The following is a 14,559-nucleotide window of genomic DNA, read 5'->3' as shown; positions in this document are numbered from 1 at the left end:
AGCCCCCGCTGTAGTATCCTTGACATCAGTAGCAAGGTTTATAGAGGGGGCTTTTTAATATGTCAACAGCTTATGAAGAATACATGCGCCAGCTCGTTCTTCCGATGCGTCAGGAATTGGTGCAGGCCGGCTTTAAAGAGTTATCGACCGCGGAAGAAGTTGAGACATTCATGGAAGGTGCAGAAGGCACGACTTTCGTCGTCGTCAATTCAGTCTGCGGATGTGCCGCAGGGCTGGCGAGACCGGCAGCCGTTCAGGCCGTCTCCGGAAGCGAAAACGGGCCTGATGAGACCGTTACAGTCTTTGCCGGACAGGACCGCGAAGCAACGGCGAAAATGAGGGAATACTTCGAAGGATATGAACCGTCTTCACCTTCAATGGCACTGCTGAAAGGCAAAAAAGTCGTTCATTTAATTCCTCGTGAACAGATTGAAGGCCGTGAAATGACGGAGATTATGAAAAACATCACGGACGCTTTTGAAAAACATTGCTAAAATGCCCTTTGAAGGGCATTTTTTACGGAGAAGAACATGATTGTCACAACAAGCTACAGACCGACTGAAAACACGGTTTTAACGGCGGAAAAAATCAGCTGGACGCTCGGCGCCCGCTTTTCCGAACGGAGAAAACGGCCGATTCGCCAAATCCGGGAGACAGAGCAGGAAGATGTTCTCGTGGTTGGAAAAGAGCGCTTCGAGCTGTATCATTCAGAAGGCGAAAAGTTCTTTTTCCACCCGAACTCTGCGATGTTCCGGGCGAAGCGCATGTTAAGAGGCGAACCGGATCCTTTTGTCGAAGCTGCACAAGTTGAACCGGGAGACAAGCTGCTCGATTGTACGCTCGGCCTTGGATCAGACGCCATCATTGCAAGCCTTGCCGCTGGCGAACAAGGCGAGGTGTGCGGAATTGAAAAAAGCCCGCTCCTCGCTTTTCTTGTCGAGGCGGGGCTTCAATCGTGGGAGACAGGCCTTGACGCTTTGGATCAGGCGATGAAAAGGATTCGGGTTCATTCCGGCGACAGCTTTGAATATCTGCTGGAGCTTGATGATGATTCAGCAGATATCGTCTACTTTGACCCGATGTTTGATGATGGAATCGAAGAATCAAACGGCATCGCCCCTTTAAGAAAGTGGGCGCATTCCGAGTTTACGCTTGACGGTGCTTTAAATGAAGCCCTTCGGGTCGCCAGAAAAAGAGTGGTCCTGAAAGACCACTGGAAAAGTCCGCGCTTCGAAAAATACGGATTTCGCGTAAAAAAACGCAAAACGGCCCTGTTTCATTACGGTGTTCTCGAAAAATGAAATCCCAAGGCATATACCTTGGGATTTTTTAATCTGCGATTTCCATGACGATAAAATAAGCGAGGGTAATCAATGAAGCGGTTATAAAAAGACCTTCAATCATGAACGATCACTCCCAATTTTGGAATTTTCATCTTTGATTGTAAACGTTTTATCGCCAAAAGAAAAGGCGTTTTGTTTATTTGCACCGTCACTTTATGAATGACTGAAAATTCAACCTATGATAGAATAAGAGAAAACGAGAAAGCGATCCAAAAGGGGACTAACCAGTCATGAAGATGTGGATGAGAAAAGCGCTTGTCACATTATTTACAATTGCAACGTTCGGCCTTGTATCTCCTCCTGCGGCATTAATGGCGGACAAGCCGCAGGAGCATCAGAGCATGAAAGAATCCGGGTATACAGCTGTTTATCAAAAGCAGGAAGAGCCCGAACTTGAAGAAGACGGCGAATCCAAATCTTCATTTGACAGCTACAAGGATGAACTGCTCAATGAAGCAGAAGATCTGTCATTCGTAAAATTCGGCAGCAGGATATCGCCGGTCATCGAAGACGAGTACAGGGAAGAAGTGCTTCCAAAGGTCGAGGAGATCATCGTCAGCCATCTCATGACAATGCAGGACAATGACGCTTACCAGGATCTTGTCATTTCCAAAACGCCGACGGCGGGGAAGTCGGAGAGAATCTTCCACGTTTACAACCGGAAAACGGGGGAGGATGTGCTGAGGTTCCATGTGCGCAGGGACAAGCCGCCGCATAAAGGGTACTGGTTTAACTTTCATTATCATACTGCCGAAGACGGCTTTCAAAAACATCACGATCTCGGAAGCATATACTGGGACCGCAATACACCGCCTAACTGGATGAGCCACTAAAGGAGATTGATGCAGATGAAGAAGTATACGATGAATGAAATGGTGCACTTAACGAAAAATATGCTGAATGAGCGCGGGGTTACGATTGAGGATATTGCACTGATCGTACAAAAGCTGCAGGAAAAATACCATCCTGATCTGTCGCTTGCTGTATGCGTTGAGAATGTCGAAAAGGTCTTAAACAAAAGGGAAATCGTTCATGCCGTGTTAACGGGGATAGCGCTTGACCAGCTTGCCGAGAAAAAGCTATTGCCTGAACCGCTTCAATATTTGGTCGAAACGGATGAACCCCTTTACGGGATCGACGAGATTATTCCGCTTTCCATCGTAAACGTCTACGGTTCGATCGGCTTGACGAACTTCGGCTATCTGGATAAAGAAAAGTTCGGCATCATTAAAGAACTGGACGACTGTCCGGACGATGAGGTTCACACGTTCCTTGATGATATCGTCGCTGCCTTGGCGGCAGCTGCTGCAAGCCGAATTGCCCATTCGCATCAGGATCTTGAGGATGAAGAGAGAACAGACGGACAGAGCGTTGCGAAAAGCCGTTGAAAGACCTCGCCCTTCCCGCCATCAGGCGGGGTTTTTTTATGCCGATATTTTATGTCTTTTCCCGAAAAATGTCTTGTTTTCGAAAGGTTAAACAAGATACACTACAAAAGGATGAAAAAAATGAAACATCATGCGGATATATGCCGTCATATGTTAGAGAACCGGAATTGAACAAAACGGGGAATGACACCAATGCATTCGGGCGGCCTGATCAGAATGAAAACCTCGAAGAAAGGTTTCCTCTCATCACAGCTTTAACCTCCATCTTCATGCATCATGTTCACAGATGATCACACAAAGAGATGAGCATCATCCGGCATTATTTCGCTACAAACATCATAAGGGGGCTTTAAATTAATGATTTCATTGATTACCGCCATGGACAGAAACCGCCTGATCGGCAAAGATAATGATCTGCCATGGCATCTGCCGCAGGATTTGAAGTATTTTAAAGAGGTGACGAAAGGACACGCCGTGATCATGGGGAGAAAGACGTTTGAATCCATCGGCAAACCTTTGCCTCACCGGGAGAACATCATCGTTACATCCAATAAAGAACTGGATATTCCGAATTGTCAGGTGATGCACTCGGCAGAAGAAGCGGTGCGGTTTGCGAAAAACAAAAACGAAGAATGTTTTGTCATCGGCGGTTCAACACTGTACGCGGAGATTCTGCCTTTTGCGGACAAGCTGTATGTGACAAAAATCGATGAAACCTTTGAAGGGGACCGGTATTTTCCTGAATTCAGCGAAGCTGAGTGGGAAATCGTTTCGAGGCGGAAAGGCCTGAAAGATGACAAAAATCCATATGACTACGAATTCCTCGTTTATCAAAGAAAAGGATAGAGGAGAGGATTTTCATGTTTCGCTATTGTTTTTTATGGATGTATTCGGCCTATATGTTCATCAAGCATATCAAGCTCCTGCAGGCGCTACAGACACTTGACCCGCGCCTTTCGTACGCCAATCAGATGGAAGCTGTCTTTGATAAGCCGAAAGCTTTTTTACGGGGGTGCATCGGCTTAACCGGTTCGACCGTTTCCATCCATCAGAATGGAAGATCCCCGGCTGGCCCCGTCCTTTACGTGCATCCAAAGCTCGGCCTGTCAGAGCTCGCCGTGCTGCTCGGACACCTTGATAAAACGGCTTCGTTTTTTGCTGATCCGCGCGCCTTTCGTTATCCGCTGCTCAGCGGCTGGCTCAATAAAATGGCCGCGGTCAAAAAAAGCGCCGACAAGGAAGCATCACTTGAAAAAGTGGAAGAGATCGTCAGGAAAGGCCAAAGCTTTATTCTGTCTGAAGATGACGGGCTCGATTACAAATCTTTATCCAAAAAGCTCGGCATTCCGATCGTTGCAGTCGAAACAGCCGGTACGGAAGACATGAAGAAAGGCAAGTTGTTCAAGAGGCTGAGACCTGCTGATATCGACTTGACGATCCACCCGGCATACGTCCTGACCGAAAACAAACAGCTTCGGGCATAAAAAAACCAGGCTTCCTTTATGGGAGCCTGGTTTTCGCCGTTTATGATATAAACGGCACCTTTGCCACGTAGAAAAGCACGCAGAAAAACATGGAGGCGCTGCCGCCGAGTACGAAGGTGTGCCAAATCGCATGATGATACGGGATCTTTCTCCATAAATAAAAGATCGTTCCGACAGAATACAATATTCCCCCTAAGAGCAGCAGGGCGAATCCTTCTCCGGTCAAGGCCGTATAAAGCGGCTTGATCGCAATAATCGCCATCCAGCCCATCACAAGATACACCAGCGTGCTGACCACGATAAATCGTTTCACAAAAAAGATTTTAAATACAACTCCGCCAATCGCAAGTCCCCAGACGACCGCAAGCATTGTATAGCCGAGCGTGCCTTTCAAAGGTCCGAGGAGCAGCGGTGTGTATGTACCCGCAATCAGTACGTAGATGGCTGAGTGATCGATGATCTCAAGAATATCTTTTGTTTTTTGGTGCTGAATGCTGTGCAGAAGGGTCGAACTTAAATACAGGAACAGCATGGAAGCGCCGAAAATCGAAAAGCTGACAACATCCACCGGACTTCCGTAGCGAATCGCAAATATCACCAAAAATACGATGGCGGGTATGGAGAGGAGAACGCCGAGCCCATGGGTAATTGCATTCGCAATTTCTTCTTTAATCGTGTACATACCAAGACACCCTTTCTATTCTTGAATAATGTGATGCTTTAAAGAGCTTAAAAAGCGGAGGCCTTCAAGCGTGATTTTTGTCCCGGCTCTTCCGCGGCCCTTTGTAATAAACTCTCTTTTTTCCAAATAATCCAATCTGCTGCGCACTTGCTGGGGGGTAAGCTCCGACTTGCCGTTTTTGCTCAGTTCAGACAGAACTCTGCGGCTGGCAGGCTCTCCTTTTTCATTTAATTGCTTGACTGCATCGAGCAAAAACGCAAACTCCTCTTTTTCCATTAAAGTCAGTGATGTTGAAGCCGTTTTTTTATCTTTTGGCTTCTTCTTTTCGATTTGTTCTCTTAACGCCGGCGGAGTGTCGTAAAGCTGAATCGTTTTCCCGTCCGAGACGGTTTTCATATAATCCGTCATGTTTTTGAGTTCTCTGACGTTCCCCTCAAACTCATGCTGCTCTAAAGCCTTCCAAACGACCGGTTCGACATATATGTCATGATCCCCGCTTTTTAAAAAATGATGCACGAGAAGGGGGATGTCGCTTCGCCGTTCAGCAAGGGGGGGAAGCGGAAGGTCGAGCACATTGAGCCTGTAGTACAAATCCTTGCGGAATTCGCTGCTTTCAATCCGTTCACCGAGCGGCACGCTTGAGGTGACAATCAGTCTTTTTGGCATCCCTTTTTCAATGGCTGCCAAAAGCTTGCCCTGGAGAGGCAAGGAAAGCCCCCACACTTCGTCGAGAAACAAGGTTCCGGATTCATTCATCTCTGAAAGAAAAAAGTCTTCAGCCGCTTCATCTTCATTCAGCGTGCTGCAGCTTACGTGTGTGAAGGGATCATGGTTGAAAGATGATCCGGAATGAATGGCTTTGGCGAACAGCTCTTTGCCTGTGCCTGTTTCTCCATGAATCAGAATCGGATGGGAAGAGGCTGCAAATTGTATCGCTCTGTTTTTCGTTTGCAAAAAGGAATCGCATTCCCCGATCAGCTCGGAGAACCCTATGGATGGGTACGTGTGTTTAATCATGGCGGATCTCCTTTTGGTTCTAATTGGTTCTATTATAACACCCAATTAGAACAAATAAAGAGTTTTTTGAAAAAAAGTATATTTGGCTGCACATTAAGAATCGAAAAGAACTCCGTATATATTGAGAAAGTGTATAATATTCTGTAAATAACAAAGAATTGCCCTTTAAATTTTGAATATTCATGATATAATGGCGTATTAAATAAAGCTTTATACAGAAAGGATCTTATACATGAAACCGTTGCTTAAAGAAAACTCTCTCATCCAAGTCAAAGACATTTTAAAAGCCCATCAAAATGTAAAAGATGTTGTCATTCATACCCCCCTCCAAAAAAATGAGAGGCTCTCCGAGAGGTACGATTGCAACGTATATTTAAAAAGAGAAGACCTGCAGGTTGTCCGCTCTTTTAAACTGAGAGGCGCCTATTATAAAATGAAGCAGCTTTCAAAAGAAACGACGAAAAACGGGGTCGTCTGCGCCAGTGCAGGAAACCATGCGCAGGGGGTCGCTTTTTCCTGTAAACATCTCGGTATTCACGGAAAGATTTTTATGCCGTCGACGACTCCGAGGCAAAAAATTTCTCAAGTCGAATTGTTCGGCAAGGAATACATCGAGATCATCCTGACAGGCGACACGTTCGATGATGCATATCAAAGCGCAGTCGCTTGCTGCGAGGAAGAAAAACGGGCATTTATCCACCCGTTTGACGATCCTGCCGTCATGGCCGGACAGGGAACGGTTGCGGTCGAAATCTTAAACGATATCGAAACAGAACCCCATTATTTATTTGCAAGTGTAGGCGGCGGCGGCCTGCTTTCAGGAGTGGGAACCTACATGAAAAACGTGTCCCCGGATACAAAGCTGATCGCGGTTGAGCCCAAAGGCGCGCCGGCTCTATTTGAATCAAACAAAAAAGGCGAAGTCGTGACCCTCGAGAAAATCGATAAATTTGTAGACGGAGCCGCCGTGCAAAAAATCGGCGAAGAGACATTTAAAACGCTTGAAACCGTTGTAGATGATATTTTGCTCGTTCCCGAAGGAAAGGTATGCACCGCGATTCTTGAGCTGTACAACCAATGCGCGATTGTCGCCGAGCCTGCGGGAGCGCTGCCGATCGCCGCTTTAGAACTTTACAGGGATGAAATCAAAGGAAAGAATGTCGTATGCATTGTGAGCGGAGGAAACAACGATATCGGCAGAATGCAGGAAATCAAAGACAGATCGATGATGTATGAAGGACTCCAGCATTATTTCATCGTGAACTTCCCGCAAAGGGCGGGAGCTTTGCGCGAATTTCTAGATGAAGTGCTCGGGCCGACCGATGATATCACCCGGTTTGAATATACGAAGAAAAATAATAAAAGCAGCGGCCCTGCGCTCGTCGGCATCGAATTGAAGCAGCGCGAAGACTACGAGCCGCTGATTGCGAGAATGGACCGCAAAGGCTTCCGCTATGTCGAAGTGAATAAAGATGAAGGCCTCTTTCATTTGCTGATTTAAGAAATTTTTTTGAAAACACGCATAAATCAAAGACAACGGCTCCTGAGATTATGTATAATAAAGAAAATATCTCATAAATGAGGATTGATAGCTTGTTACTTAAAAGCCTGGAGTTCAAACGTTCGGATGGACAGAAGGTGAAGGTGACGGAAATACCCCTGCTGAAGGAGGACGACCCGCATTTTTTTATGGCCAGTCTGAGGCTCGAAATCTTTTTAAAGACACTCTATTGCTCAAAGCGGAAAAAAAACGTCTACTCCTTTAGGGACTACTTAAAGAGAGCATTGAAATGGCAGGATTACCTCGCCATTTATCAAGAGGAAGAATTGAAGCATAATGCATAAGAATTGATAGCATTCTTTGCCGGCCCATGAAGACAGCCAAATCCGCTTGGAAAAGGGCGGAAGACGGCATTCGGCCGGCAAAGAATTTTTCATGCCGAATTTGGCCTCACTAGGAAATTCACCATTTGAACCGACAGGATGTGAAGGGAATTGCCAAGCATTAAAATTGTAACGGACTCAACAGCTGACTTGAGCGAAGAACTGCTCAGAGAATATCATATTTCCGTTCTCCCGCTCTCGATATCAATCGACGGCATTGTTTACAGAGACAGGTTCGATATTCAGCCGGACGAATTTATTGAGAAAATGGAGAGCGCCGCAGAACTCCCGAAAAGTTCACAGCCGCCTTTAGGCGCTTTTATCAAACTGTACGAAGAGCTGACCGCTGACGGAAGCGAAGTGATCAGCATCCATCTCTCAAGCCAATTGAGCGGGACATACCAGACGGCTGTAAGCGCTTCAAACATGGTCGACGGGAATATTACGGTGATTGATTCCATGTATATTTCAAAAGGCCTCGGCTTTCAGGTCGTACGAGCCGCCTTGCTGGCCGAAGAGGGAATGACGGCCGAAGCGATTGTAAAAGACCTGGAGAACTTGCGCGACCGGACATCCCTCTATGTGACAATTGATCATTTTGATAACTTGATCAAAGGCGGCCGCATCGGGAAAGGAAAAGCGCTGATCGGCTCATTGCTCAAGGTTAAGCCGATCGCGAGGCTTGAGGACGGAATCTATACGCCTGAAAAAAATGTCAGGAGCACCAGTCAGCTTATCCGTTATTTAACGGGTCAATTTCTTTCCGCGGTGAAGGGAAGGACGGTGCAAGCGATCGGAATCGCCCATGCCGATGCACTCGACCTTGCTCATAGGCTGAAAGACTCTTTGCTTGAACATATCCCGGGAATCGATATTGATATTGCGTACACAACGCCGATTATCTCTGTTCATACCGGAAAAGGAGCGATCGGTTTTACTTTTTACACCGATTGAAAAAGGGGATGGAAGGATTGAAAAACGTTTTTGGCATTTTCCTTGCAGGGATTCTCACAGTGTTTCTTTCGTCCTGCGGAACTAGCAAGATTGAAAATTCTTTAAACTATGACGTACAATCTTTTTCTTTTCAAAATCAAGACGGGAAAACCGTGTCTCTTGAAAGTTTAAAAGGCCAGGTGTGGGTGGCCGACTTTATATTTACGAACTGTAAAACGATCTGTCCGCCGATGACTTCACATATGGCTGAACTGCAAAAACAAATGGAAGAGGAAAACCTGCAGGCCCGCATCGTCTCTTTCAGCGTTGACCCCGAAAATGACACGCCGGAAAAGTTGAAAAAATTTGCGGCCAACTATCCGCTCAATTTTCAAAACTGGGATTTTTTAACTGGATACTCGCAGGAGGAAATTGAAAAATTTGCGCTGAAAAGCTTTAAAGCAATCGTGAAAAAACCTGAAGATGAGGATCAGGTGATTCACCAATCGTCATTTTATCTAGTCGATCAAAACGGCAAAGTCGTCAAGGATTATGACGGTGCAAAAAATACGCCGTACGATGAAATCATCGCCGATATTAAGACGCTGGAAAACCGTTGATAAAAACGGGCGCCTGCCGCTGAAGCCTGCTTCCTGACCACCGGAAACAGGCTTTTTTTTACACCTGTCAAATCATTTTCAAAAGAATCAAAACATGGTACACTTTTTTTTAGGTATCTAGAAGGAAGGGGCATCATTTTTGAACATACGGTTTATAACAGTCATGATGGCCCTCGTCTGTCTGCTTTCAGCCTGTACGGAATGGAATGCGGGCGTTGAAAAAACATCGGTCTCCCCTAAGCGCGATATCGTGATTGCAGCAGTGGGCGATTCTCTGACAGAGGGGGTAGGCGATCAAGAGAAGAAAGGCTATGTCGGCATGGTGGCCGACGAGCTTGAAAGCCGGAGCGATGTGAAGTCCGTAACGGTCAAAAATTATGCCGTTAAAGGCTCCCGGACTGATCAGCTGCTTGAAAGATTAAAAGAAAAAGAAGTACAAGAGGGCCTGAAAGATGCAGACTACATTTTGTTTACAATCGGGGGTAACGACCTGATGAAAGTCGTCCGCCAAAACTTCGCGCACTTAACGCTTACACCTTTCCGCGTTGAACAAAAACTGTTTGAAAAGCGGTTTTCGAATATTTTAGCGGAAATTAGAGAGCAAAACGCCAGCGCTGAGTTGATTTATGTCAGCATGTATAATCCGTTTAAGTTTACGCTGTCTGAACTGAGGGAAATTGACCAAGTCGTAGACGAATGGAATGAAGGAGCAGAAAAAAGCCTGAAAAAGGTCTCCAACACGAAAATAGCGAATATCGCTGATATTTTTGAGGAATACAGCGATGAAAAGAAGATTGCAAAAGATGAGTTTCATCCTAATCAATACGGATATTTTTTAATAGCGAAACGCGTTTACGAACAAATTAAAAACGAAGACCCCCAAGCAGAATAAGGTGAAAAAATGAAGAAATGGAAGAACTTATTTTTAATTTTAGCAGCAGTCAACGTCATCATACTTGCCGGGATTTTCATTCTCGTATTCATGCCCGGCGGTCAAAAGGAACCGTCGCGGCCGACTCCGAGCGAATACCAATTGAACGTGACGAGCACGAAAGAATCATTGGCCGCATTCATCAACACATATTTGGAGAAGGAGTCTTCGCCGGATCTTGACTATCAAATCGAAATCGACGATGAATTCCACATCGTCGGTGCGATCCGCGCCTTTTCCTCGACAGTCGATGCGAGGGTGTCCTTTCGGCCGACAGTGGAAAAAAACGGAGATGTGGTTCTTGACGTGACGAGATTTTCGATCGGCAAGTTAAATGTTCCGATATCGATGGTGCTGAACTACATGGATCAATTTTATGATCTTCCTGATTTTGTACACGTTCGTTCGGATGCTAAAGAAATTCAAGTCCGTCTGTCAGAGATGCCGCTTAAAAACGGAATGTATGTGAAAGCAAAAGACATTGATTTAGAAAAAGATCAAATCGAATTTGTTTATTATCAGCCTGCACAAACAGATTCATAGATCGTGCGGCGGGATTTACAGGGGTGAACATATGGAACGTATCTACACATATTTCAGCTTGCTGTCTATGTTGTTTTCACTGTACTTCGGCGGCCTCGCCGCCTTCAGTTTCATCGATGAAAACATGGACAAGATGTATTTGAACATCGGGTATTGTGCGTTGTTTTTAAGCATTATGATCTTTACCCTAGATGCGAAAAAACATAAAAAAACTGACCATCACAATCAATAATTGCCGGCAAAATCCTAAAACATGAGACCGTTTTAGGATTTTGTTGTCCATGCTTCAGCAGACTGTAAAAGAGACATCAGGTCTCTTTTTTTTCGCTATGAAGGCGGAGCTTTGGCAGGAAACGGCGCCGCTTTTATTGTGAGAGAAGGGGAGCCGTTGACGAAACCGAGGCCATACAAAGTTGTGGATTCCCCGGCGTGAAGCGTGATTTTCGGAACCTTCAGCAGGACCGCTGTTGAACCGGCGGCCTTTACCTCCATGTCGATTTTCTGTGAACGCACCTGGATGTACCGCGTGACCGTTTGAAAGGGGACACCTGAAAACAGGACAGGTCCGTTTTGCACTGCAAAGTCAAGAGCCGGAGAGTCCGGTGATAAATGAACGAAACGGATGCTGCGGCTTTCCGGATCAGCCGCAGGCCGGTCATACATTCCGACGGGAATGAGCTTTGCAGCTGTGCCTGTAACGGCAACCGTGCAGTACCCGCCGTGGATCAGGTGATACTGTACCGACAGCAAGGGACCGTGCGCCCTGCCTCTTTGGAAAACATCGATTTGAATACGGCCGGCAGGAAACCGGACATAAGAAGATAAATCTGTATAGGAGATGTTTTGAAAAACGGATATGCCGTTTACGAATACGTCGAGATTGTCGGTGTGAGGAGCCGCGTGGAGCAGTCTGATCATCGCTGCTTTTCCGCCGTTTCGAAAATAAAAGGGCGCCTCTACAGGCGGAAGATGGTAGCAGTTCCTCCGAAAACCCTCCGCCATTTGACGGGCATCATGATCTGTAGAGAACATTTTGTCACGCCCCTTTGCATGCTTTCTGACATTATATGAGGCTGCGAAGCCATCGGTCACATCGCGATCAAGACGACAGATGAAAAGGAGTAAACAATGAAAACGGATTTTACATACGGAAATGTGTTTAAACAGCTGGTCTTTTTTTCCGGCCCGATCATTTTAGCCAATCTTTTGCAGATTTCATTTCAATTCGTCGATAGCTTGTGGGTCGGAAATCTGCTCGGAGCAAAAGCACTCGGTGCTGCGGCCGTCTCAGGGACGGTTTTCTTTACGGTGCTGTCGTTCGTATTGGGCGTCAACAATGCGGCGCTGACGATTCTTGCGCAGCAGAAAGGAAAAGGGGATAAGAAGGGACTTGCTTCATATGTCAACGCGTTTGTTGTTCTGATGACAGCGATGAGCGTATTGCTCGGGGTTATCGGCTATTTTTTCACAGAGCCTCTGCTTTCGCTTCTTCAAACGCCCGGCAATATGATGGATTTGGCTGCAAGCTATTTAAGCATTCATTTTATCGGGATTATATTCTTATTCGGCTATAATTTCATCAGTACAGTGTTAAGGGCGGTCGGCGACAGTCAAACACCTTTGCGTTTCGTCCTCTTGGCCGTCATCCTGAACCTGTTCATGGATCCGCTGTTTATCTCGGTATTCAACCTCGGAATTGCCGGAGCGGCCTATGCAACCGTCGTTTCCCAAGGGATTGCTTTCATTTACGGTGTGGTCTATACGGTGAGAAAGCGGCTTGTTCCATTTTCAAAGCCCGCGCTTCCGTCTCTGGAAGAGACGTCCGTCATTTTGAAGCTCGGAGTGCCTGCCGGCTTGCAAATGATGGTGATTTCAGGCGGCTCGATGGCGATTATGAGCGTTGTCAATTCATTTGGAGAACGTGTCGTGTCAGGGTTTGGCGCGGTACAGAGGCTTGACAGCCTGCTGATACTCCCGGCGATGGCCATCGGCACGGCTGTCAACAGTATGGCTGGCCAAACCGTCGGCAGCGGCGATATGGAGCGTACGAAAAAAATTGCTCACTACGGCGTCATTTATGTTCTGCTGTTTATGGCTGCCGTCAGCACCGCGATATTTCTGACAGGCTATCATGCGGTCAGGCTGTTTATTTCGGAAGCCGATTCAGCTGCATTCGGGGAAGAATATTTAAAAACGATTGCTTTTTTCTATCCGTTTATCGGGATTAACTTTGTGTTAAACGGTGTTGTAAGGGCAGCGGGCGCGATGTTTCAAATTTTGGTGCTGAACGTGATTTCTTTTTGGGTTTTGCGCTATCCGTTTACATACTTATTTTCAAAGTGGCTTGGCGAAAACGGCATAGCACTTGGCATTGGAATGAGCTTTATGCTGAGCAGCCTGACCGCGTTTTTATATTACCGCTACGGGAAGTGGAAGGACCTCGTTTTATTTGAAAAATGAAAGAACAAGCTCCTGCGGCAAGCCCCGGAAGCGATTCCCGCCGGGCATCTGAAGCAAAGAAACAAAATTGCTGTTAACGTCTTAATAATTGACGATATATACAATATAAAATGAGTTTGGTGTTGGGGGCTTGTCATGTTTTTAATCGATTTATTTTTGAATTTGTGCATTTTAATTACTTCACTCTTTATCTACACTCAGCTAAAGTGGAATATTTTTTCCCGAAAAGCTACAAACAAACAACTTAATTGGATTGACGGCGTCATGGGAGGATTGCTCGGGAATGTGCTCATGTTCTTTTCGATCCAGGCAACCGATGAAACGATCGTTGATTTGCGTTATGTGCCCGTTATGATTTTGTTTCTATTTACGGGCGTCTTTCCGGCCTTTATTTGTTCTCTGCTGATTATAGGAGGAAGATTTGTTTACGGGGGGAATATATCTTCGATTGCAGCGCTTACAGGAATGATCGTTATATTCATAGGATATTATCTCATCCTCAGGGTCATGGATAAAGACGCTGACACTTATCGAAAGACATTTGCTTTGGTTATTTTTGCTAATGTGGCGATTTCAATTGTGATCTTGATGCTCCTCCATGATTTCCATTTAGTGAAAATTTTAATGATATGGTTCTGGATTTTATCTACTATCGGCGGCTTTACGTCAGTATATGTCGTCTCATATTTAAAAAAATCTCATTTTCTGTTGAAAAAGTATGAAGAGGAATCGTCGCTTGATTATTTAACGGGATTGAATAATGTCCGCCATTTTGATGCGATATGGAATGCTCATATTTCAAACGCAAGGGAGAAGAACGAGAAACTGTCTTTGCTTATGATCGATATCGATTATTTCAAAACGATTAATGATACATACGGACATTCAAATGGAGACGTGATTTTAAAAGAACTGGGAACGATTTTAAAAAAGTCAACACGTGCGGAAGGTATCGTATCAAGAAACGGCGGAGAAGAGTTTTCGGTCATATTGCCGAACAGTTCTCATTCGCAGGCTGCAGAGATTGCTGAAAGGATACGCAAGGAAGTGGAGACACACACTTTTTCAATTTCTCATTCTAAAAAGATTCATATTACCGTTTCGATTGGGGTTGCGGCATTTCCGGAGGTCATTCGCAGTACGGACGAGTTGATTGAAAAAGCCGACCAATGTTTGTACAGGGCTAAGCACCTTGGGAGAAACCGGGTGTGCGCCTCCGTTTGAATTCACGTTAAGCTGCACGAAAAAGGATAGATGAAACGATGTCCATCTAT

Annotated in this window: 18 protein-coding genes; 15 read left to right on the top strand and 3 right to left on the bottom strand. The window is 45.7% G+C overall.

Going from position 1 to position 14,559, the window contains the following annotated elements:
- The first annotated feature begins 59 nt into the window (after positions 1 to 59).
- From MHB72_RS12365 to MHB72_RS12340, 6 genes are all read left to right on the top strand, one after another.
- Positions 60 to 494 (top strand): BrxA/BrxB family bacilliredoxin, encoded by a 435-nt coding sequence (locus MHB72_RS12365; RefSeq protein ID WP_216920211.1) that lies wholly within the window; start codon positions 60 to 62, stop codon positions 492 to 494.
- 36 nt (positions 495 to 530) lie between these two features.
- On the top strand, positions 531 to 1,301 hold the full coding sequence (locus tag MHB72_RS12360; RefSeq protein ID WP_216920213.1) for a class I SAM-dependent methyltransferase: 771 nt from the start codon (positions 531 to 533) through the stop codon (positions 1,299 to 1,301).
- Positions 1,302 to 1,573: 272 nt separating this feature from the next.
- Positions 1,574 to 2,176, top strand: coding sequence for a YpjP family protein (locus MHB72_RS12355; protein WP_023857393.1), 603 nt, complete (start codon positions 1,574 to 1,576; stop codon positions 2,174 to 2,176).
- 15 nt (positions 2,177 to 2,191) lie between these two features.
- A complete protein-coding gene (locus MHB72_RS12350; protein ID WP_025811261.1) occupies positions 2,192 to 2,731 on the top strand; it encodes a phosphatidylglycerophosphatase A family protein in 540 nt (179 codons plus the stop codon).
- A gap of 357 nt (positions 2,732 to 3,088) precedes the next feature.
- Positions 3,089 to 3,577, top strand: coding sequence for a dihydrofolate reductase (locus tag MHB72_RS12345; protein ID WP_020451878.1), 489 nt, complete (start codon positions 3,089 to 3,091; stop codon positions 3,575 to 3,577).
- Between the two features lie 14 nt (positions 3,578 to 3,591).
- The gene (locus tag MHB72_RS12340) at positions 3,592 to 4,215 is read left to right on the top strand and encodes a hypothetical protein (protein ID WP_025811262.1); all 624 of its coding nucleotides are present in this window, start codon (positions 3,592 to 3,594) and stop codon (positions 4,213 to 4,215) included.
- 40 nt (positions 4,216 to 4,255) lie between these two features.
- Here MHB72_RS12340 and trhA read toward each other — a convergent pair whose 3' ends face one another.
- Complete coding sequence (gene trhA / locus MHB72_RS12335) at positions 4,256 to 4,897, bottom strand: PAQR family membrane homeostasis protein TrhA (protein ID WP_020451876.1); 642 nt, start codon at positions 4,895 to 4,897, stop codon at positions 4,256 to 4,258.
- 15 nt (positions 4,898 to 4,912) lie between these two features.
- On the bottom strand, positions 4,913 to 5,914 hold the full coding sequence (locus MHB72_RS12330) for a sigma 54-interacting transcriptional regulator (RefSeq protein ID WP_023857390.1): 1,002 nt from the start codon (positions 5,912 to 5,914) through the stop codon (positions 4,913 to 4,915).
- 232 nt (positions 5,915 to 6,146) lie between these two features.
- On the opposite strand from MHB72_RS12330, the gene ilvA reads away from it, so the two are divergent.
- The 7 genes from ilvA (at position 6,147) to ypmT (ending at position 11,057) form a co-directional block, all read left to right on the top strand.
- Positions 6,147 to 7,415 carry a threonine ammonia-lyase IlvA gene (gene ilvA, locus MHB72_RS12325; protein ID WP_216920215.1) on the top strand — a complete coding sequence of 423 codons (1,269 nt, stop codon included), beginning with the start codon at positions 6,147 to 6,149 and terminating at the stop codon, positions 7,413 to 7,415.
- 92 nt (positions 7,416 to 7,507) lie between these two features.
- Complete coding sequence (locus MHB72_RS12320) at positions 7,508 to 7,759, top strand: YpmP family protein (RefSeq protein WP_020451873.1); 252 nt, start codon at positions 7,508 to 7,510, stop codon at positions 7,757 to 7,759.
- A gap of 150 nt (positions 7,760 to 7,909) precedes the next feature.
- Positions 7,910 to 8,752, top strand: coding sequence for a DegV family protein (locus tag MHB72_RS12315; RefSeq protein ID WP_020451872.1), 843 nt, complete (start codon positions 7,910 to 7,912; stop codon positions 8,750 to 8,752).
- 8 nt (positions 8,753 to 8,760) lie between these two features.
- Positions 8,761 to 9,351, top strand: a complete 591-nt coding sequence (locus MHB72_RS12310) for an SCO family protein (protein WP_031305174.1) — start codon at positions 8,761 to 8,763, stop codon at positions 9,349 to 9,351.
- 139 nt (positions 9,352 to 9,490) lie between these two features.
- The gene (locus tag MHB72_RS12305) at positions 9,491 to 10,243 is read left to right on the top strand and encodes an SGNH/GDSL hydrolase family protein (RefSeq protein WP_216920217.1); all 753 of its coding nucleotides are present in this window, start codon (positions 9,491 to 9,493) and stop codon (positions 10,241 to 10,243) included.
- Positions 10,244 to 10,252: 9 nt separating this feature from the next.
- Complete coding sequence (locus MHB72_RS12300; RefSeq protein WP_020451869.1) at positions 10,253 to 10,825, top strand: YpmS family protein; 573 nt, start codon at positions 10,253 to 10,255, stop codon at positions 10,823 to 10,825.
- Between the two features lie 31 nt (positions 10,826 to 10,856).
- Entirely contained in the window at positions 10,857 to 11,057 is a 201-nt protein-coding gene (ypmT, locus tag MHB72_RS12295) for a protein YpmT (RefSeq protein WP_020451868.1), read from the top strand.
- Between the two features lie 95 nt (positions 11,058 to 11,152).
- On the opposite strand, the gene MHB72_RS12290 is transcribed toward ypmT, so the two are convergent.
- A complete protein-coding gene (locus MHB72_RS12290; RefSeq protein ID WP_020451867.1) occupies positions 11,153 to 11,857 on the bottom strand; it encodes a DUF4397 domain-containing protein in 705 nt (234 codons plus the stop codon).
- A 96-nt stretch (positions 11,858 to 11,953) separates the two neighbouring features.
- Between MHB72_RS12290 and MHB72_RS12285 the strand changes: the two genes are divergently transcribed.
- Positions 11,954 to 13,285: an MATE family efflux transporter gene (locus tag MHB72_RS12285; RefSeq protein WP_128823133.1), complete on the top strand. Its 1,332-nt coding sequence runs from the start codon at positions 11,954 to 11,956 to the stop codon at positions 13,283 to 13,285.
- Positions 13,286 to 13,420: 135 nt separating this feature from the next.
- Positions 13,421 to 14,509, top strand: coding sequence for a diguanylate cyclase (locus MHB72_RS12280; protein ID WP_020451865.1), 1,089 nt, complete (start codon positions 13,421 to 13,423; stop codon positions 14,507 to 14,509).
- Positions 14,510 to 14,559: the final 50 nt, after the last annotated feature.

This window comes from Bacillus sp. FSL K6-1284 (assembly GCF_038002625.1).
Taxonomy (GTDB): domain Bacteria; phylum Bacillota; class Bacilli; order Bacillales; family Bacillaceae; genus Bacillus; species Bacillus paralicheniformis.
The sequence above is the reverse complement of the archived record's forward strand: the minus strand, read 5'-3'. Positions and strand labels throughout refer to the sequence as shown.

What these genes read in the sequence shown, in the direction of transcription:
- MHB72_RS12310 (WP_031305174.1), top strand. Translation starts at nt 8,761, where the DNA reads ATGGAAGGATTGAAAAACGTTTTTGGCATTTTCCTTGCAGGGATTCTC.
- ypmT (WP_020451868.1), top strand. Translation starts at nt 10,857, where the DNA reads ATGGAACGTATCTACACATATTTCAGCTTGCTGTCTATGTTGTTTTCA.
- ilvA (WP_216920215.1), top strand. Translation starts at nt 6,147, where the DNA reads ATGAAACCGTTGCTTAAAGAAAACTCTCTCATCCAAGTCAAAGACATT.
- MHB72_RS12340 (WP_025811262.1), top strand. Translation starts at nt 3,592, where the DNA reads ATGTTTCGCTATTGTTTTTTATGGATGTATTCGGCCTATATGTTCATC.
- MHB72_RS12290 (WP_020451867.1), bottom strand. Translation starts at nt 11,857, where the DNA reads ATGTTCTCTACAGATCATGATGCCCGTCAAATGGCGGAGGGTTTTCGG.
- MHB72_RS12355 (WP_023857393.1), top strand. Translation starts at nt 1,574, where the DNA reads ATGAAGATGTGGATGAGAAAAGCGCTTGTCACATTATTTACAATTGCA.
- trhA (WP_020451876.1), bottom strand. Translation starts at nt 4,897, where the DNA reads ATGTACACGATTAAAGAAGAAATTGCGAATGCAATTACCCATGGGCTC.
- MHB72_RS12345 (WP_020451878.1), top strand. Translation starts at nt 3,089, where the DNA reads ATGATTTCATTGATTACCGCCATGGACAGAAACCGCCTGATCGGCAAA.
- MHB72_RS12285 (WP_128823133.1), top strand. Translation starts at nt 11,954, where the DNA reads ATGAAAACGGATTTTACATACGGAAATGTGTTTAAACAGCTGGTCTTT.
- MHB72_RS12280 (WP_020451865.1), top strand. Translation starts at nt 13,421, where the DNA reads ATGTTTTTAATCGATTTATTTTTGAATTTGTGCATTTTAATTACTTCA.
- MHB72_RS12350 (WP_025811261.1), top strand. Translation starts at nt 2,192, where the DNA reads ATGAAGAAGTATACGATGAATGAAATGGTGCACTTAACGAAAAATATG.
- MHB72_RS12365 (WP_216920211.1), top strand. Translation starts at nt 60, where the DNA reads ATGTCAACAGCTTATGAAGAATACATGCGCCAGCTCGTTCTTCCGATG.
- MHB72_RS12330 (WP_023857390.1), bottom strand. Translation starts at nt 5,914, where the DNA reads ATGATTAAACACACGTACCCATCCATAGGGTTCTCCGAGCTGATCGGG.
- MHB72_RS12360 (WP_216920213.1), top strand. Translation starts at nt 531, where the DNA reads ATGATTGTCACAACAAGCTACAGACCGACTGAAAACACGGTTTTAACG.
- MHB72_RS12300 (WP_020451869.1), top strand. Translation starts at nt 10,253, where the DNA reads ATGAAGAAATGGAAGAACTTATTTTTAATTTTAGCAGCAGTCAACGTC.